General features: G+C 66.6%; 16 protein-coding genes. 8 read left to right on the plus strand and 8 right to left on the minus strand.

Annotation, left to right across the window (positions count from 1 at the left end; genetic code table 11):
- Nucleotides 1–23 precede the first annotated feature (23 nt).
- Nucleotides 24–2,210, minus strand: a complete 2,187-nt coding sequence (locus K320_RS0109765; RefSeq protein ID WP_024538655.1) for a protein-disulfide reductase DsbD family protein — start codon at nt 2,208–2,210, stop codon at nt 24–26.
- 123 nt (nt 2,211–2,333) lie between these two features.
- Between K320_RS0109765 and K320_RS18085 the strand changes: the two genes are divergently transcribed.
- From K320_RS18085 to K320_RS0109780, 3 genes are all read left to right on the plus strand, one after another.
- Nucleotides 2,334–2,666 (plus strand): DUF2946 family protein, encoded by a 333-nt coding sequence (locus tag K320_RS18085; RefSeq protein WP_024538656.1) that lies wholly within the window; start codon nt 2,334–2,336, stop codon nt 2,664–2,666.
- Between the two features lie 76 nt (nt 2,667–2,742).
- On the plus strand, nt 2,743–3,231 hold the full coding sequence (locus K320_RS0109775; RefSeq protein WP_024538657.1) for a copper chaperone PCu(A)C: 489 nt from the start codon (nt 2,743–2,745) through the stop codon (nt 3,229–3,231).
- 117 nt (nt 3,232–3,348) lie between these two features.
- Nucleotides 3,349–4,176 carry a creatininase family protein gene (locus tag K320_RS0109780; RefSeq protein WP_024538658.1) on the plus strand — a complete coding sequence of 276 codons (828 nt, stop codon included), beginning with the start codon at nt 3,349–3,351 and terminating at the stop codon, nt 4,174–4,176.
- A 42-nt stretch (nt 4,177–4,218) separates the two neighbouring features.
- Here K320_RS0109780 and K320_RS0109785 read toward each other — a convergent pair whose 3' ends face one another.
- From K320_RS0109785 to K320_RS0109795, 3 genes are all read right to left on the minus strand, one after another.
- A complete protein-coding gene (locus K320_RS0109785; RefSeq protein ID WP_024538659.1) occupies nt 4,219–4,890 on the minus strand; it encodes a histidine phosphatase family protein in 672 nt (223 codons plus the stop codon).
- Between the two features lie 72 nt (nt 4,891–4,962).
- The gene (locus tag K320_RS0109790) at nt 4,963–5,562 is read right to left on the minus strand and encodes a LysE family translocator (RefSeq protein ID WP_024538660.1); all 600 of its coding nucleotides are present in this window, start codon (nt 5,560–5,562) and stop codon (nt 4,963–4,965) included.
- 85 nt (nt 5,563–5,647) lie between these two features.
- Nucleotides 5,648–6,682 carry an AraC family transcriptional regulator gene (locus K320_RS0109795; RefSeq protein WP_051384890.1) on the minus strand — a complete coding sequence of 345 codons (1,035 nt, stop codon included), beginning with the start codon at nt 6,680–6,682 and terminating at the stop codon, nt 5,648–5,650.
- 176 nt (nt 6,683–6,858) lie between these two features.
- Between K320_RS0109795 and K320_RS0109800 the strand changes: the two genes are divergently transcribed.
- The 5 genes from K320_RS0109800 (at nt 6,859) to K320_RS0109820 (ending at nt 12,820) form a co-directional block, all read left to right on the plus strand.
- Nucleotides 6,859–7,176, plus strand: a complete 318-nt coding sequence (locus tag K320_RS0109800; RefSeq protein ID WP_029696011.1) for a hypothetical protein — start codon at nt 6,859–6,861, stop codon at nt 7,174–7,176.
- A 137-nt stretch (nt 7,177–7,313) separates the two neighbouring features.
- The gene (locus K320_RS0109805; protein WP_024538662.1) at nt 7,314–9,665 is read left to right on the plus strand and encodes an arylsulfatase; all 2,352 of its coding nucleotides are present in this window, start codon (nt 7,314–7,316) and stop codon (nt 9,663–9,665) included.
- On the plus strand, nt 9,655–10,125 hold the full coding sequence (locus tag K320_RS0109810; protein WP_024538663.1) for a 2,4'-dihydroxyacetophenone dioxygenase family protein: 471 nt from the start codon (nt 9,655–9,657) through the stop codon (nt 10,123–10,125). The genes K320_RS0109805 and K320_RS0109810 overlap by 11 nt, the downstream gene beginning before the upstream one ends.
- A gap of 141 nt (nt 10,126–10,266) precedes the next feature.
- Entirely contained in the window at nt 10,267–11,607 is a 1,341-nt protein-coding gene (locus K320_RS0109815) for an MFS transporter (protein ID WP_024538664.1), read from the plus strand.
- A 94-nt stretch (nt 11,608–11,701) separates the two neighbouring features.
- A complete protein-coding gene (locus K320_RS0109820) occupies nt 11,702–12,820 on the plus strand; it encodes a porin (RefSeq protein WP_024538665.1) in 1,119 nt (372 codons plus the stop codon).
- A 150-nt stretch (nt 12,821–12,970) separates the two neighbouring features.
- Here K320_RS0109820 and K320_RS18090 read toward each other — a convergent pair whose 3' ends face one another.
- The 4 genes from K320_RS18090 to flgK form a co-directional block, all read right to left on the minus strand.
- Nucleotides 12,971–14,383, minus strand: coding sequence for an NAD(P)H-dependent flavin oxidoreductase (locus K320_RS18090; protein ID WP_024538666.1), 1,413 nt, complete (start codon nt 14,381–14,383; stop codon nt 12,971–12,973).
- A gap of 34 nt (nt 14,384–14,417) precedes the next feature.
- On the minus strand, nt 14,418–15,644 hold the full coding sequence (locus K320_RS0109830) for an HDOD domain-containing protein (RefSeq protein WP_024538667.1): 1,227 nt from the start codon (nt 15,642–15,644) through the stop codon (nt 14,418–14,420).
- 71 nt (nt 15,645–15,715) lie between these two features.
- The gene (flgL, locus tag K320_RS0109835; protein ID WP_024538668.1) at nt 15,716–16,975 is read right to left on the minus strand and encodes a flagellar hook-associated protein FlgL; all 1,260 of its coding nucleotides are present in this window, start codon (nt 16,973–16,975) and stop codon (nt 15,716–15,718) included.
- Nucleotides 16,976–17,004: 29 nt separating this feature from the next.
- Nucleotides 17,005–18,960, minus strand: a complete 1,956-nt coding sequence (gene flgK, locus K320_RS0109840) for a flagellar hook-associated protein FlgK (RefSeq protein ID WP_024538669.1) — start codon at nt 18,958–18,960, stop codon at nt 17,005–17,007.
- Nucleotides 18,961–18,969: the final 9 nt, after the last annotated feature.

Here is an 18,969-nt window from a genome sequence, read left to right on the forward strand (position 1 = left end):
ATCGAGCGCAGCGAGGTCATCCGTCACAGCGCCGCCATCGCATCCCGCAGTTCACGCACCCCGAGCAACTCGCTGAACACCACCGGCTTCCTGCCCGGCGCGTACAGCACATACAGCGGCACGCCACTGCGCCCCAACGAGGCCAGCGAGGCGGTGATGGCCGGATCGCGCCGCGTCCAGTCCGCCAGCAGCAGCGCCACCTTTTTATCCGCGAAATCCTGGCGCACGCCGGTGTTCGCCAGCGTGGTTTTCTTGTTGACCTGGCAGGTCACGCACCAGGCGGCGGTGTAGTCGACAAACACCGGCTGCCCCTGGGCCAGCAACTCGGCCGGCAGCTCGGCGCGCCACGGCTGCCAGCCGCCCGCCTGCGCAGACTGCGCTGTGGCAGGTGCCTGCAATTCAATGATTTTTGGGCCCCAGGCGCTTACCAGCCATGCGCAAGCAGCTATCGATAGAGAAGCAAATACGGTGCGTGTACGGCCACGCAGCGTGAACGCCCAGACCACCAGCGCCAGCATTACCAGCAGCACCAGCAGCGCACCCGCGCCATCGATGCCGCTTTGCTGGCCCAGCACCCAGACCAGCCACGCCACGGTGGCAAACATGGGAAAGGCCAGCAGTTGCCGCAGCGTCTGCATCCAGGCACCGGGTCTCGGCAGCAAGCCTGCGACGGCCGGCCACCAGCTCGCCAGCAGATAGGGCGCCGCCAGGCCCAGCCCCAGCGCTGCAAAGATCGCCAGCGCCTGCACCGCCGGCAGCGACAGCGTGAGACCGAGGGATGCACCCATGAACGGCGCGGTGCAGGGCGAGGCCACCGCCACCGTCAGCACGCCAGTGAGAAAGGCATCGGTCACCGGATTTTTGGCCTGCGCCGCCGCCCAGCGCGAGGGCAGCAGCATGCCCACCTCGAACAGTCCCGCCAGGTTCAGGCCGATCAGCGTGAACAGCACGGCCAGCAGCGCCACCACCAGCGGCGATTGCAGCTGAAAGCCCCAGCCCACGGCTTCGCCCGCCGTGCGCAGCATGAGCATCAGCGCACCCAGCGCCAGGAAGGAGAGCACCACGCCCGCGGTGTAAGCCAGCCCACCCACGCGCTGCGCACGCAAATCACCCGCATGCCGGGCAAAGCCGACGACCTTCACCGCCAGGATCGGGAACACGCAGGGCATGAGGTTGAGCAGCACGCCGCCCACCAAGGCTCCGGCCAGCGCCACCAGCCAGGCCGCGAGCGGTGCGCTGCTGGGGACCGGGGCCGGCGCCGCCATGGCAGCCGCCGCGGACGCCGCATCCTGCGAAAAACCCAGCTGGGTGGGCAGTGCCTTCATCGGCGGCCACTCGCCCGCCACCGGCAGCTGCACCCGCCAGCCCGTGCCGCCCTGGGCCAGCACCAGTCCCATGGCTTCGGGGCTGGCGGCCCGCTCGGGCGAGATCGGCACGCGCGCCGTCCAGGTGGCGCCCTCCCACTGCTGCACCGGTTCCTTGGCGTTGTCCACCACCTCGGGCGTTTCAGGGAAGACGTCGAGCTGCTTGCCCTGCCATGCCTGCGGCAGATGCTGCACGCGCAGCACCAGCGCATCGTTGTCCACCTGCGCGTCGCTGTCCTGGGCGGTCATGTCGCCCGGATACGCCCGTGCGGCTGCGGCAAAAGCCGCCGCGTTGAACGCCGTCGTGCCCGCCAGCGGCACCTGCAGCGTGAAGCTGCCCTCTTCCGGCACGCACTCCATGCGGCACACCAGCCAGGCGGCCTGCAGTTGAAAAGTGGCTTGCGTCTCGCCAGGCGCCGGCTGGAACATGCTGGAAACCGTCACCGGCACCGGCAGCAGCACCTGACCCTCATAACCATAGTTGGCCAACGGCCCTATCGGGATCTTGCGCGGCAGCGGCCAGGCGATTTCGCCCGCGTCCAGCCCCGCCGGCAGCTGCCATTGCAATTGCGTCGGCAGGCCCGAGTCACCCGGGTTGAGCCAATAGGTATGCCACTCGGGCTGGTGCGTGAGCAGCAGGCCCAGCGTGAGCGGCTTGCCCGGCGCCACTCCCTCCGGGGCCTGCGCCACCAGCTCGGCCCGCACATGGTCGGTCGTGACCACGCTGCTGGCAGCAGGCGTACCTGTTTTTTTGAGCTGAAATTGGGCATTTGCGCCCGTGCACAGGGCGCCAGCAGCTATCAAAAAAAGAAACTGGCGAAAGAATGAGGGCAATCGGTCAAACATGGCGTTACATGGGAGCGGCTGCGCCGCAATTGGTTCCAGGGGCGGTGCGCCGGCGAATCTTAACGATGGCAGCCGGCGTGGTTATCATGCCCGGCCATGCCAGTTTTTGCGCGCCTTCGCCAAATGACCGCCGGCCTGCTGGGGCGCGGGGTCCTGGCATGGTTTGCCCTGACGGTGATGGCCGCCGCGGCCGCACCCCTGGCCTACGCGCAGGGACTGCAGGATATCTGCACCAGCAGCGGCGCGCCCACGCTGGCCGCCGGTGCCGACGGCCAGCCGGCTGGCGGCGCGCTGATGCACTGCCCGCTGTGCCTGCCAACGGCGCCGCCGCTCGCGTGGAACGCGCAACCCGCCGCCGCCGTGGCGCTCTCTTTTGAATTGCGCCCTGTCGCCAGCATCGCGCCCGCCGCCTGGCGCTTTGCGGTTCCGCCGGTGCGCGCCCCCCCGGTGCTCTGACAGCGACATCCATGCCTCCTGGCGCAGCCGGCTGTGCCGCGCCAGATCGATTCCCGCATTTCCGGAGTTTCTTCACATGCCTTCCTATCTCTTGCGCAGCGCGATCGCGGCGCTGGCCTGCGCCGCTGCCGGCGCCTTCGCCCAGCAATCCCCCATCACCATTTCCGGCGCCTGGGTGCGCGCCACCGTCCCGGGCCAGGGCGGCACCGGCGCGTTCATGACGCTGCAGTCGCCCCAGGCACTCGAACTGGTGGGCGCCTCCACGCCGGTGGCAGGCGTGACCCAGGTGCACGAAATGAAGCTCGAGGGCAACACCATGCGCATGCAGCACCTGAGCGCGCTGGCGCTGCCCGCGCACCAGAGCGTGACGCTCACGCCCGGCGGCAACCACATCATGCTGATGGATCTCAAGCAGCCGCTGGCCGCGGGCAGCACCATCCCCATCACCTTGCAGCTCAAGGATGCGGCCGGCGCCGCCATCACGCAGACGCTGCAGGTGCCGGTGCTCCAGCAGCCGCCGGCAGGCGCGGCCCCTGCTGCAGCGCACGGGCACCACGGCTCCTGATTCCAATTCCATATCATTCGAGTACGCGAAGGCGAAGCGAAGACAGTGCTGTAGCACGGCGAGCGAAGCCGACAAAGTAATCGATGGATCTGGAAATGGAATGAGTACCATTGGCGCATGTCCTATTCGTCACGCCAGTGGGCCGAACTTTCCGCGCGCGACTTCGCCGAAGCGCGCAGCTCGGGCCTAGCGGCGCGGACGGTGGCGGTGCTGCCGGTGGCGGCGATCGAGCAGCATGGGCCGCATCTGCCCCTGAGCGTGGATGCGGCGCTGCTGCACGGCGTGGTGGATGCGGCGCTGCCGCTGCTGCCCGCCGATCTGCCGTTGCTGCTGCTGCCCCAGCAGTCCGTGGGGCTCTCGACCGAGCACTTGTCCTACCCCGGCACGCTCACGCTTGCGCCCGAGACGCTGCTGGCGGTCTGGGGCGAGATCGGCGCCGCGGTGGCGCGCGCGGGCATGCGCAAGCTGCTGCTGCTCAACAGCCATGGCGGCAACGTCGCACCGATGGACATCGCCGCGCGCACGCTGCGCCAGCGCCATGGCCTGCTGGTCTACCGCTGCAGCTGGTTTGATCTGCCGCTGCCCGAGGCGGTGCAGAGCCTGTTCAGCGCCGAAGAGCAGCGCTTCGGCATCCACGCCGGCGCGATCGAGACCTCGATGATGCTGCACCTCGCGCCGCACCTGGTGCACATGGAACATGCGCGCGACTGGCATTCCAGCTCGCAGGAGCGCGCGGCGCGCCACGCTATCCTCGGCAACGGCAGGAGCGCGAAGATGGGCTGGGCGATCGAGGACTACAACGCCAGCGGCGCCGTCGGCAACGCTCTATCTGCCACGGCGCAAAAGGGGGCGCGAGTGGTGCAGGCCGCGGGCGCCGCTCTGGCGCAACTGCTGGTGGAACTGCACGCGCTGCCGCCTGACACGCTGGCAAATCGCCCTGCATAAGCAGGTTGACGCGTCATCGCCGCGCAGCTCGGTCATCCTGCATCAGGCGTGGGTAATCAAACCCGCATCCTCGGGCGCAGCCAGATGCGGCAGGGTATTGAAGGTCTGCAGCATCAGCCGCCTGGCGCTCACGCTCAGTTCGCTGATGGCGCTGTTGCGCAGCCGCATGTTGAGCGCGATGCCCACCTCGGGCGTGACGCCCAGCACCTGCGCCACCGCGGTTGATATCGGTCCGCCGCTGGAGACCACCAGCACGTCCTGATCCTTGTGCCCCTGGCGCACCTGCTCCAGCACGCCATGCACGCCGTTGGAAAACTGCTCCCAATCCGGCATGCCCTCGGGGCTGATGGTGCCCGCCATCCACTGCGCGAGCGCGTCGCACAGCAGCCGGAAATGCGCGCGAAAGCGCTCGGGCGTATCGGCCTTCTCCAGCGGCCCGGGGTGGATCGCGCGGATCAGCGCCGCGCTGTCGTATTCGTTCAACCCAGGTACGGCGGTGGCAGGGGGAAGGCCGGGCAAGGTTTCGGCAATGCCAGCCAGCGTCTGCGCATGGCGCTTGAGCGTGCCGGTGAACACCGCATCAAAGCACTGGCCATGCGCCTGCCAGTGCGCACCCAGATGCCGCGCCTGATTCCAGCCGCGGCCACTGAGCTCATCGTAATTGGCGGCGCCAAAAGAGGCCTGGCCGTGGCGCACAAGGTAGAGCGTTCCCATGCGGGACGATTGTCCCGAGCCGCCCCGCGCGCGCTTGTCCCGGCGGCGACGCGGCGCAGGCCCGCCTGTCACCTACGCGGCAATCATCCACAGCGCCGTCACCGCCAGCACCAGGCCCATGGCGCGGTTGAACCACAGCAGCCGCTGCCCCTGCGCCAGCCAGCCGCGCAGCAGCGAGCCCAGCGCCGCGTAGGCAAAGTTGCTGGCAAAGGCAAAACCCGCCATCACCGGCAGCACCAGCAGCAGGCGTGTGCCGCCATCGTCCCGCCCGATGATCCAGCTCGCGACGATGGCCAACAGCATCAGCCAGGCCTTGATGTTCACGAACTGCAGCGCCACGCCCTCCCAGAAACCCACCGAAAGATGCGAACCATCGGCTTGCGCCAGCCGCGTGGAACGCGCCAGCCGCCAGGCCAGCCACAGCAGGTAGGCGATGCCCGCCGCCTTGATGGCCCAGCGCAGCGCAGGCACCGCCAGCACCGCCGCGCCCAGCCCGGCGCTGCACAGCAGCAGCATCAGGCACCAGCCTACCGGCACCGCCAGCACGAAGCGCAGCGCGGGTTTGAGCCCGCGGTTGGCGGCGATCGCGGTGGCCAGCGAGGTATTGGGCCCGGGCGTGAAGCTCATGGCCGTGGCGAGCAGGAAGAGAGCGGTGAATTCGGTCAGGGGCATGGGGCGGCGGGGAAATGCACAAGCATCGCACACCACATGAGCGCAACGAAGGCCGTAGCCGCTGAGCGAAGCCGCTGCATTACTGCTAGCGCGACAGTACCGCGCCGGGATCACCGCTGGAATGCGCCGGGTTACCGTAGCTGTTGCGCCGATATTCGCGCGCCGATTGACCATGGATGCGCCTGAACCATCGAGAGAACGCGGGGGGAGAGGAAAAGCCCAGCAGGTCGGCAACCTGCCCCAAGGGGCGGCGATCGGCCGTCAACAGCGCAACCGCCATGTCTGTCCGTATCTGCTCGGTGATGGCTTCAAACGTGGTCCCTTCTGCCTGCAGATGCCTGTGCAGTGTTCTGCGGTGCAGCCCCAGGTGCATCGCCACCTGCTCGATCGAACAGCGCCCCGCAGGCAATAACACCCGAACCAACTCGCTGACGCGTTGACTTGCCGAGTTGGCGCCACGGGCGGAAAGCAACTGTTCGAGCTGCTGGCGGGCCTGCAGGGCGATGACCGGGTCGGCGCTGCGCACCGGCAGATCAAGATCACCGCGGTCAAACATCAGTCCGTCGAACTCGGCCTGAAATTGCAGGGGCGCATCCAACACGCGTTGGTACACCAGGCGCGGCCCCAGCGGCAGGTGCCGAATGCACACCACCCGCGGCCGCCATTGCAAGCCGATCAAGGCCCTGAGCGAGCGCAGCAGCATGGCCAAACCCTGCTCGGTGGCCTGTGCGACCGGGACCCCCTGGCTGGCTCTCAGAGTCATTTTCAGCAGGCAGAAATCACGACTGCTTTCCGAAAACCACTCCAGCGCCAGCACCAGTGATTCGTTGTGCAGCTGTCGATAGCGCAACAGCGTGTTGAGCGCGTCCCCGAACGTCGGCTCCTCGCGCAGCACCAGGCCCAGCAGGCCCAGCACCGACAGGCGGTTGGCCTCCCCAACCTCCAGCCCGAGCGACGGGCAGTTAGCCGTGACCGCCGCCAACTCCAGCAAACGATAGGCCTGCTCGACAGGGACAGGCCGCTCCGGATCGTGCAAAGAGGCCACCGGAATGCCCACCTTGCGCAACAAGGGAAGTATGTCCACGCCATGCCTGCGCAACACGGCGGGCAGATTGGCCATCGTCGCTGATCGCAAATAGGTCTTCATCGCAGCCTGGCACCAATGATCAATTACATGTCACGCAAGGTTAACGATATTTCTACCCAATCTCATAGATTACCGCAACCGGCCACCCGGTCTTTTCTTCATCCGGGCTCAACTTTTTTGCCTGCGGTCGGGCTGAAGGAACCCTGTCGATGGAACTGGACGGCTCCCCCGTCGGGGTTACCGTGGTGTGCCCGAGAATCATCAACACGCCCATCGTTCGGCCCTCTCCCGCCAGTGTCGGCCCCAGCATCACCCACGAGCAGCTCGATCGTCTGGCCGCCTACTACCGCACCAACGGCGCCCTTCCCCGCGTGGTTGCCGAAGCCATCGTGGAAGCGGTGCGCACCAGGCGAGCGCTGGTGCTTGTCGGGCCGTACGCCAAGACGATTTACCACCTGCGGCGGCTGTCTCGCACCTTGCTGCGGCGGATTCTGATCGCCGACTCCAAAAAAATGGGCTGGATCTGAAGGCCGCCCCGAGCAGGCGAATCAGGGAATCACCGCATTCTCATGTCACCAATAATTAAATAAAAGGCACGCAAAGTTAATTTTTAAGACCCTGAAATCGTCAGAATCCATTGCGTGAATCTTCCCGGGAAATCCGAATGTCCTCTTTGCCACTGAACGATCGAATTCTGCCGCTGGGCACGCCGCCATCCGCCAGCAAGGCCGGGGAGAGTCTGCGTGAATCGACCCACACGTGGCGCAAGCCGCATCGGGTGATTTCTGCAAATGCACCCAACGTCCTGCTGATCCTCCTGGACGATGCCGGCTTTGCCCAGGCCGACACCGTGGGCGGGCCGATACACACGCCCGCCTTTACGCGCATCGCGCAAACCGGCATTCACTACAACGCCTTTCATACCACCGCCATCTGCTCCGCCACCCGCGCCTCCCTGCTGACCGGGCGCAACCATCACCATGTGGGCAACGGCGTGATTGCGGAGCTGGCCAGCGACTGGGATGGCTACACGGCCGAGATCCCGAAGGCCTGCGCCACCATCCCCGAGGTGCTGCGCCACCACGGCTACCGCACGGCTGCGTTTGGCAAATGGCACAACACGCCGGTCACGCAGATCACGTCGATGGGGCCCTTTGACCGCTGGCCCACCGGGCACGGCTTCGACACCTTCTATGGTTTTCTGGGCGGAGAGACCTCGCAATATGAACCCCGTCTGTACCGCAACACCACTCCGATCGAGCCGCCGCACACCGAGTCCTACCACCTGAGCGAAGACCTGGCGCAGCGGGCCATCGACTGGCTGCGCGAGCGCGCCGTGCATGCTGCTTCAGACCCGTTCTTCCTGTACTGGGCGCCCGGGGCGGTGCATGGGCCGCACCATGTGCGACGGGAGTGGTCCGACCGCTACAAGGGTCAGTTCGACGACGGCTGGGACGTATACCGCGAGCGCGCGTTCGAACGGCAAAAGGCGATCGGCTTCATCCCGCAGGATGCGCTGCTCACGCCGCGGCCGTCCACACTGCCGGCCTGGGAGAGCCTGGACCCGGTGGAGCAGCGCTTCCAGGCGCGCCTGATGGAGGTGTTCGCCGGCTTTCTGGAGCACACAGATGCGCAGGTGGGCAAGCTCATTGACGAAATCGAGCGCCAAGGGCTGCGCGAGAACACGCTGATCCTGTATGTGTTCTCGGACAACGGCGCATCGGCCGAAGGTATGACGGGCTCCATCGCCGAGCTCAATGCGCAGAACGGGATTCCGTCCACCCCCGCCCAGCACATGGCGCTGCTCGAACGCGAGGGCGGCCTGGAGGCGCTGGGCAGCGCGCGTTTTGACAGCATGTACCACGCCGCCTGGGCCTGGGCCGGCATGGCGCCGTTGCAGGGCACCAAGCTGCTGGCGGGTCATTTTGGCGGCACACGGGTGCCGCTGGCGATTTCATGGCCGGCCCGCGTCCAGCCCGATGCGGTTGTGCGACCGCAGTTTCACCACGTCAATGACCTGGCGCCGACGCTGTACGAACTGATCGGCATCCAGGCGCCGGAAATGGTGGATGGGCACGCGCAGGAGCCGCTGGACGGCGTGAGCATGAGCTACACCTTCCATAGCGCAACCGAACCCACACGCAAAGCTGAGCAGTACTTCGAAGTGCTGGGCAGCCGCGGCATCTTTCATCAGGGGTGGATGGCATCGGCCTGGGGGCCGCGCATCCCCTGGGTGACCGGCACGCCCGAGACGTACAAAAACTGGGACCCTCACGCCGAGCGCTGGGAACTGTACCGGCTCGACAAGGACTATTCGCAGGCCTGCGATCTGGCAGGCAGCCACCCGGCCAAGCTCGAAGAACTCAAGCAGCGCTTTCACGAGCAGGCGCTAGCCAACCACGTCTACCCGCTGGGTGCCGGGCTCTGGCCCTTTCTCCACCCGCAGGATCGCGTCGGCCCTGGCTTGCAGGCCAACGCCTACAGCGCAGACCTGGAGCGCATCCCGGAGTTCATGGCGCCCAACCTGCGCGCGGCCAACAGCGTGGTCACCGTGGACGCAACCGTGCCGGCCAACGCTTCGGGCGTGGTCTACGCCTTGGGGGGCATCAGCGGCGGGGTCACGCTGTTCTTCGATGCCGGCCATCTGCACTACGAATACAACGCCCTGATGCTCAAGCGCACGGTGTTGCGCTCCAGGGTGCCAGTGCCGGCGGGCCGACACCGCATCGAATTGCAGACCGTCGTTCTATCGGCCAAGCCGGGCACGCCCGGACGTCTGGTGATGCGATTGGACGGTGAAAAGGTGGCCGAGGCGGTGCTGTTCTACACCGTGCCGCTGGCCTTCACCGCCACCGAGACCTTTGAAGTCGGACGGGACCAGGGCTCGCCCGTATCCCGGCAGTACTTCGATCGCGCGCCCTTTCCGTTCGAAGGCGTGATTCACGACGTTCGCGTCGATTACCCCGGCTCGCAAACGAGCCATCCCAAGCACTCAGGAGACCACCATGTTCTGTGACACCGTCCACTCGTCCATCATCCAAGGCGAAGAAGCACCCTGGCATCCGTTTCTGCCCTACGCCGATGATGTGTTCATCAAACTGCTCAAGGTCAACCCCATCACCGGCGAGTGGGTGACCATGCTCAAGACCCCCGCTCACGCCAGGTTGCCGCGCCACCACCACGCGGGCTGGGTCATGGTCTACACCATCAGCGGCGAATGGCGCTACCTGGAGCACGACTGGGTGGCCAAGCCGGGCAGCTTTGTCTACGAAACAGCAGGCACGCGCCATACCCCTATCGGCGTTGGGAAAGACGAAGTGGTGACCCTCAACATCGTGCAGGGCGACTGGAACCTGATGAGCGATGACGACCAGGTGCTGGCCATAGAAAACTGGCGATCCGTGATGGATCGCTACCTCAACCACTGCAGCACGCACGGGATCACGCCCATCGACGTGTCGTCATTCGCGGCGTAAGGCCAGCGAGCCGCACGGGTGCCGCCTGCAGCCATCCCGCTCGCATCGCGAGCGGTGGCATCGATGCTGCCTGCATCGACCCGGTTGATGCCCGGCGTGTTTCATCCATGCCAAAGGGTCAGTCATAAAAAGGAGACAGACATGGGAACGACCTCGCTCGATGCGATCACCGACGAGCACGCCGACGAACCAACCGTCGCACGCGGCTACGCATGGGTCGTGTTTGCGTTGACCTTTGCGCTGATGATCTCGGACTTCATGTCGCGGCAGGTCCTCAACGCCGTATTTCCGGACCTGAAGACCGAGTGGCTGCTGACGGACCTGCAGCTCAGTCTGCTCAGCAGCGTGGTGGCCATTTCGGTTGCGCTGCTCACGCTCCCCTTGTCCATCGTCGCGGACCGCTGGGGCCGGGTGAACTGCATCGTCGCCATGGTGCTGGTGTGGAGCCTGGCGACGCTGGGTTGCGCGCTGGCTCGCAACTACGAAGAGTTATTGGCCGCACGCCTGCTGGTCGGTGTCGGCGAGGCCGCCTACGCCAGCATCGGTGGTGCGGTGGTCATTTCCATCTTCCCGCGCCACATGCGGGCCACGTTGACGGCCGCCATGACATCGGGCGGCGTGTTCGGGTCGGTGTTCGGCGTTGCATTGGGCGGCATCGTTGCGCGGCACATGGGCTGGCGCTGGTCTTTTGGCGTGATGGCCATCGTCGGCGTCGTGCTGGTGGTGGTCTACCGCATCGTCGTCACCGAAAGGCGGATTGGCGGCGCGACCGGTGATGCAAAGGCCGTAGAAGCCAACCAACCCGCCTCGAATCTGCGTATCGGCGCACTGATGCGGTCGGTGTTTCGGGGCCGCTCGCTGAAGGCGGCCTATCTCGGCAACGGCATCCAGCTGATGTCGGCCGGCGCCCTCGTCGTATGGCTGCCGAGCCTGTTCAACCGCTATTACGGCATGGCCCTGGACAAGGCCGGCGTGACGGCCGCGCTGTTCGTGCTGTTTGCCGCCTTGGGCATGGTCGTCTGCGGTGCGGTGACGGACCGGCTCAGCCGCCGCGCTCCGGATCGCGCATGGCTGGTCGCCGCGTGCATCGCCTTCGGCTCCTTTGTTGCCCTGACCTCTGCCATGGCCTTGGGGTCAGGAAAGGCGCAGCTCGCGCTGATCGGCTGCGGCATGTTTTTGTCGGTGGGAACGATGGGAGCGGCCGGCGCCATCACCGCCAACCTGACACCCAGGAGCATCCACTCCTCCAGCTTTGCGGTGCTGGCACTGGCGGACAACCTGATCGGATTTGCGTCCGGGCCGCTGCTGGTCGGCTGGCTGGCGGACCGAGTGGGTCTGCTGTCTGCGCTGCAATGGATCCCGGTGGCGTCTGTCGTGGCCGGGATCGCCTTCCTGCTGGGCCGAACGACCTATGCACGGGATGCAAGCGATGTCGGCGAAATGCAGATCGATGCGCCACCGCACTCCACCCAGCCTGCATGAAGCGGTGTTCGCCATCGCAACGGCGCTGCACCCCACCCGACCCTTGAGCGGACAACTGCCGCCGTTCATTTCAACCACACCAAGGAGAGAAATCATGAAATCAAATGCACTGCGCGCGTGGCCACGACGCGAAACCACGATGGCTGCCGCGCTGATGGCGTTCGCCGGCATCGCAGGAGCACAGGAGAGCCACGTGCAATTGTTTGGCAGCATCAACGCCTCGCTGGTGCACCAGAGCAACCAGGCCACCGGCAGCGGCTCGCGCATGTCCTCGGGCCCCTGGTCTGCATCGACATTCGGGCTGCGCGGCACGGAAGACCTGGGTGGGGGCATGCATGCGAGCTTTCGTTTCGAATCGGGCTGGGATCTCACACAGGGGCTGGCCGGTGCCACGGTGGCGGGCGCCAGCAAGTTCTGGGACCGGGCCGCTTGGGTCAGCCTGGACAACACCATGTTCAGCCTCACCGGCGGGCGCCAGCTGCACGCCGGCGTGGATCGGATTGTCGAGACCCTGGACGTTTTCTACGCCAACGCCAACAAGACGGTGCTGTTTCCATTGGTGCCCAACGCCACCAATGCCTTCGGCGGCTTTGATACCCGCGTGGGCAACGCCGTGAAGCTGCGCGCCAAACTGCCGGCCAATGCGACGGTCGGCGTGAGCTACGGTTTTTCCAGCGCCACCTCGGGCAAGAGCGTCTCGGTCGATGCAGGCTGGCAGACCAAGGAATTCGGCCTGGGCGCGTATGCCATCGACTACAACCATCCCACGGCGCAAATGCACCAGCGCGTGTGGGGTCTGGGCGGCAACTATCTGCTGGGACCGGTGCGGCTGTATGTGCACTACATGAATGCGCGCCATGATCGTCCCACGGGAATACGCCAGTCCGATGGTGTCTGGTCGCTCGGAGCAGCGTATTCCATCTCTCCCGCGGTGACCCTGCGCGCGGCCTACTACCGCGACAGCGGCAAGGACGTGGGGGGAGTGGCCGGCATGGCGGGCAAGCGCGACAGCTTTGCGCTGATGGGCGACTACGCGCTGTCCAAGCGCACGAGCATCAACGCCGGGGTGTTTCACGGCGGCCTTTCGGGGGCATTCAAGACCGATCCGGTAAGCCTTGCGCTGCTGGGCCTTGTGGACCTGCAAGCCAAGCCACCCGTGATCAGCGGTTCGTCCAGCACCGGTTTTGCAGTGGGAATTTCGCACCGCTTCTGATTCACCGGCCGATTTTTCTCCAAGGCGGCAGGCGCTGGTGGGCGCCTTTGGGCGGGCGAGGCAGTGCCATCACCCGCCTTTTTCCTGCGCGCTTGGGGCGCTGAACCGATGAGCAGCGCCTTCCATGGTCTGGTCGGCCCAAGTGGCCGCCTACGCCATTGCTGCTTCGTGCAGACGCATCATTTCCGTGCACGCCAGAGCGTCGGAACCATCCAACTGGCTCGCCACTACGCGCCATTGCTGCATCAGCCCAGGGCGCAGGTCCATGAGTGCCTGCCACGGCACTTGCAATTCCGTGGCAGGCCGACTCTGTGCAGGGTCGGGTTGGGCATCCAAACCGCGCAGACAGCGCACCAGCAGCCCGCATGCCTTGGTCTGCACCTGCAGCAGCGCGCCACAGCGCTGGCGCAGCGCGGCGTCCGGCGTCTGGGCACGGCAGGCAAACAATTGCTGCACCCATGCCCTTTCATCGGCCAGCAGCGCTTGCAGGGCAGCCACCACGGGCGCGCGCTCACGGTGCTGCACTTCGGCCGCGTAGCAGACCGGCGAGGCCAGCGGCTGCGCTGCATCGCCCACCAGACGCAGATGCGCCGCAGCGCCTTCCAGGATGCCCTGCAGCCGCTCGGCCGCCGGCACGATGGCGGTGATGCGGTCTATGCCCTTGCCCGCGTACAGCGCCATGGTTTCCAGCGCGCCGGTCATGGAGCGCAGCGGCGAGTCGGTGCTGAACAGGTAGATGGGGCGGCCTTCTTCCTCGCCTATCACCTGCGGTGCGCTGGTGAACGGGTCGCCGCGCTCGCCGCGGGTGACCGCGTTGGGCAGCACGCGCACCGCGGCGTGCGGTGGCCAGTTGATGTGAAAGTCTTCGGTCAGCAGTGTGTCGCTGGCCTTGCCGGACACCAGCCGCTCTTTGTGCACCCCGTGCGCAAACGATTCGGTGGTGGCCATCAGCGCGGTGCCCAGCACCGCCGCCTGCGCGCCCTGCGCCAGCACGCGGCCCACGTCGTGCCCGTCGGCCAGCCCACCGGCCGCAGCCACGGGAATGCTGACGCAGCCCAGCACCTCGTCGAGCAGCGACACCAGGGGCTGGCGGCCCCAGACATGCCCGCCGGCTTCCACGCCCTGCGCGATCACCGCGTGCGCGCCGGCCGCCTGCGCGTGCAGCGCATCCCGGGCCGACCCGACCTGGTGCACCACGGTGATGCCCGCGCCGCGCAGCCGGTCTATCGCCCATTCGTCCACGTCCCAGAACAGCTCGACCGCGGTCACGCCCAGCGCGATGGACAGATCGACCTGCGAACGCAGCAGCGCACGCGCCGTGCCCGCCGGGATCAGGTTCACGCCAAAGGGCTGGTCGGTCAGGCGGCGCACCTGCGCGACTTCGCGCTCGATCAGCGCCAGCGGCTCGCGCACCATGCCGAGAAAGCCGAAGCCGCCAAAGCCGCTGACGGCAGCCGCGAGTTCCGCGCGCGCCACGCCGCCCATGCCGGCCAGAATCAGCGGGTGGCGGCAACCCAGCAGATGGCACAGCGGCGTGGGCGCAAGCGAATGAAATTCAGGCACAAGAGGGCTCCTTTCGGAGCACCATCATGCTCCTTCATTCAGCCCGTTGTACCACGCAGGAGCGCAGCATGTGCAGCAAATTGCGATTGAGCTGTTCGCGGTCGAATTCATGCGCCTCGCACAGCTGGCGCACCACGGCGCTGTCTTCGCCCTCCAGCGCCACTGCCATGTCCAGGCTGGGCGCATAGGGGCCGGTGTGCAGCACCGCAGCGTCGTAGACGCGGTCCGAGAGCGGCAGGCGGCGCAGGATGGTACCCAGCGGTTCACCCCGCAGCGCATCGAGCTGCGAGAACAGCGCGCACAGATACATTTCGGCGCGCAGGTCTTTGCCGACACCCGCTTCGATGAGCTTTTCCGCCAGGCGCGCGCGCAGCACCATGGTTTCGCGGACGGGGCGCACATCCGGCTCGGTGGATGCATTGGGCAACTGGTCCCCCAGCCACTGGCTGATGGAGCCATAGCCCATCATCACCAGGCCGCGGCGCAGCGAATCGACGCCGGTGCGCAAGCCCAGCGCGGCCGAATTGGTGTAGGTCATGAAGCGGTAGGCGAGCAGCGGGTCTTCGCCCAGGATCTGTTCCTGGCCGTCGATCGACTGCTCGTCGTCAATCGCCTTGAGGAGCTTGAGCACCACCTCATGGGCCGCCTGCAGCGGTTGATGGCGCAGGCTGTACAGCACATCGTCGATCGGCCAGCCCGCCAGTGCCAAGGCCCCGCCCGGGCCCAGGCAATGCGCCATCAGCGCACGGCTGGCCACGCCGTCGTACATCTGCCCGGCAATGATGGGACTGGCCGCTGGCCGGCCAGCCTTGGTATCGGCCGCCTTGTCGGCGTTCAACGCTGCCACGGCATCGCGGGAGTCCAGCATGAGAATGCTGGTGTGGAACAGGCTGGCAACTTCCGGTTCGGGCAGTCGCGCCAGCGACCCGCTCCAGACCAGCTTGAGCCCTCTGCGGTGCGCGGTGCGCGCGCGCGCCAGCAGGGCGGCATCGGCCAGCCAGGCATCAGCGACTTCGATGGGGGGTGAGCCCGGCGGCGCATGCTCCAGCCAATCAGCCAGGATTTGGGGCGTGCGCGGCGCCAGCAGCAACGGCGGCGAAGAAGCCGTCCACAGCTCCTCGATCGTGCGCAGCAGGTGCAGCGCATCCACGGCGACCTGCGCATCGCCTTCGACGAACAGTTGCACGCCCGCCATGCGCCGCGCCCCATTCCACAGCGGGCGATACCCCAGAACCAGACTGCCTAGAACCGATTGAACCATGGGCTTTGAAGCGAACGTGATGCCTTTGACCTATTGTCCGCGATCGATTCCACGGGGCATGCGGCCGCGCATCAATTGATGAAGTTGAACAGCGACAGCTTCTGCACCGAGGCGTAGGACTTGAGCGCCGCCTCGTAGCCGACATTGGCGTTCTGGAAGTCGGAAATGCCCTTGACTATGTCCAGATCCTCCGCCTTCGATCGGTCGCCTTCGAGCTGGATGGAGCGGTTCTCCTGATCACCCGAGATGCGGTCGGCGCGGTTGAGCAGCTCACCGGCATAGCCGCGCACATTGCTCAGGCGCTGCAGCCCGGCGTCAATGCTGGCGAGCGCCGAATTGCTGGCCTGCGCCGCCTGGATGCTGTCGGGCGCATTGGCGATGCCGTTGATGGCGCTCTGCACGCTGCTCATCAGGCTGGCGCTGGGCGCCACCGTCACCGTATCTCCCGTCGCGGGCGTTCCCTGCAGGGTGAATTGCACCACCGTTTCCGGTCCCTCGGTGATCGTGACCGGCATGGGCTGGCCGCTGAGCACCGCCGGCGTGCTGCCGGCGCTGGTCGTCACCGTGCCGTCGCGCGCGGTCTTGGTGAGCGAATAGTTCACCGACGTGGTGCCACCCGCGGTCGTCACACCCGTCACCTGCAGCGCATAGCTGGCGCCATCGAGCTGCTGCAGGTTGGAGGTCTTGACGGCACTGGAAAACACCGTGCTCGCCGCGCTGCCGCGCGCCAGCGTGGCGGTATAGACGCCGTCGCGCACCGGGTCGAACATCAGCGCCGCGTGGCCATCCATCTGCGACGCTATCGCCGTGCCCTCGCTCGCGCCCTGGCCGGGCAAACCGTCGAAGACATAGTCCGGCGCGCCGGGCAGCGGCCCTATGAAGGGCGCGAGCGCACTGCCCAGCGACCCCAGCAGCGGCATGCCGTTGACATCCTTGCGGTTGACGACCTCCTTGAGCTGGTCCTGAAGGCTCTGCAACTGCATGGCGTAGGTCTTGCGGTCGTCCTGCGTCAGCGTGCCGCCGCCGGCGGCGACGATGGTCTGGCGGATTTCCTGCACCAGGCCGACGGCATCGCCCAGCGTGGATTCCGCCTGGGCGATGTTGCCCTTCTGCACTTCCAGCTGGCGCTGTTCGGCCTGGATGCGCGTGAGCCGCGTGAGCGCGCGCTCGGCCTGGGCGGCGGCCACCGGGTCGTCGCTGGGGCGCACCACGCGCTTGCCGCTGGTCAGGTTCTCCTGCAGATCCACCAGCGATTTCTGCCGCGCGCCCAGATTGCGGATCGCGCTGTCATACATGTTGGCCGTGCCAACACGGTAGAAACTGTCTGCCATGACCGTCCTCCCTGGGGTGGTGCCGCACGCTATCGGCTGATGACCGAGATCAGGTTGTCAAAGATGTTCTGCGCGATCTGCAGCACCTTGGCCGAGGTCTGGTAGGCCTGCTGGTACTGGATCAGCTTGGAAGCTTCCTCATCCAGATTCACGCCCGAAACCGCGGTGCGGCTCGCCTCCAGGTTGTCGGCGATCTGGCCGGAAACCTGGGCCGCATAGAGCGCGCTTTGCGTGCGCGTACCCACCTGCGCCATGAGGCTGGCATAGCCGTCGGCCATGGTGGAATCGTCGAACAGCCTGGTATCGCGCAGGTTCATCAGCGCCTTGGCATTGCCGGCATCGCGCGTGAACCAATCACCGTATTGCGGGTCGGCGGCATTGCCCACGTTCACCGTGTCGCCCACCTGCGGCGTGCCCTGCAGCGTGATGCTCCAGCCGTTGACCGCGATGGACTGACCGGGGACGTAGCTCTGGCCGGTGGCCACCGTGGCGGGCGGGTTGCTGCCACGGCTGAGCACGTCGAACGTACCCGCCGCGGTAAAACGCAGCTGGATGCCACCCGGATAGGTCGGCGGGCTGGCGGTATCGCCCGGCGGCGGCGCGACAAACCCTGCGCCCACCTGCAGGCCCGCCAGCTGCAGGGTGCCGGTGTTGGTCGTGCCCATGGCGGCGTTGATCGGGTTGGCGGCCGCCAGATCGCGCGGCGACTTCACCAGCGCCTGAATGCTGCCGGCGGCGCTGGAAAACGGCTTGAACAGCACACGCTCGCCGGCAGCGCCGGCAGCGGTGAACTGGAAATTCAGCCCGTCGATCACCTGGCCCGTGGTGAAATCGGCCACGCTGGTGACCTTGTTGTCCGAGAGGCGCACCACCACGCCCGCCGGCGGCGAAGTGAAGCGCACTTCGTAATCCGAAGCGGCAAACGCCGATGGGTCATTGAAAGTGACGGTTCCTGCCGTGGCGGGGTTGCTGCTGTGCCCGGGCATGCTGGTCGGCACGGAAAACAGCGGGCCGCCCGCCGCGCCATCCAGCGTCAGTCCATGCGCCTGCTGGGCATTGAGGGTCTGGCCAATGCCCAGCGCCATGCGCCCGAGCATGTTGCCGGCGTCGGTGAGATCGGTGTTGGCAAAACGCATCAGCCCGGTCACCTCGCCGCCGCCGAGCAAGTCCGTACTCATCTCTATCGGCTTGCCGCCCGGCGGCGTGAAATACAGCGCGCGCTGGCCGCTGCCCGGAAAGGTCTGCGATTCGCGCACCGAGAGGCTGGCCGCCACGTTGCCCAGCACCAGCGCCTGGCTGCCGCCGACGAACACGCCCATGGTGCCGTCATCGGCCGGTATCTGCGTCGTCTGCACATACTGGTTGAGCTCGCGGATCAGCTGGTCGCGCTTGTCCAGCAGATCGTTGGGCGTCTGGCCGTTGCCCCTGGCGCTCGCGATCTGCTCGTTCACGGCGGCGATGTTCTTCGCCAGCGTATTGACATGGTCCATGTCGCTCGCAAGCTGCTGATCCACCGCATAGCCCAGCTCCTGCAGCTGCTGGGCGCTCGAGCGCATGCGCGCCGCCATCTCGTCCATGCGCGTCAGCGACACCATGCGGGCCGTGATGTCCGTCGGCGAGCTGACGACATCGCCGAGCGAATTGAGCATGTCGTTCACCGACGCGCCCAGGCCCTGCGTGCCGCCCTGAAAAATGTTCTGCAGCTGCAGCAGGCGCTGCGATCGCACCGCATCACCCGCCTGCACGGCTTGCGCCGCCGCCGCCTGGCGCGTCAGCAATTCGTCGTGGTTGCGCAGCACGGTGGTGACGCTCACCCCCTTGCCGATGTAGCCGCCGCCGGTGAACTGGCCCTGGACCGGGTCAAGCACCACGTTCTGGCGCGAATAGCCGACAACGTTGACGTTGGAAATGTTGTGGCCCGCCGTCTGCAGCGCCACTTGGTTGGCCATCAGGGCGCGCGCGCCGACATCAAGAAGCCCGCTCATGGTTCAGCC

The sequence above is a fragment of the Comamonas badia DSM 17552 genome (assembly GCF_000484635.1).
Taxonomy (GTDB): domain Bacteria; phylum Pseudomonadota; class Gammaproteobacteria; order Burkholderiales; family Burkholderiaceae_C; genus Comamonas_C; species Comamonas_C badia.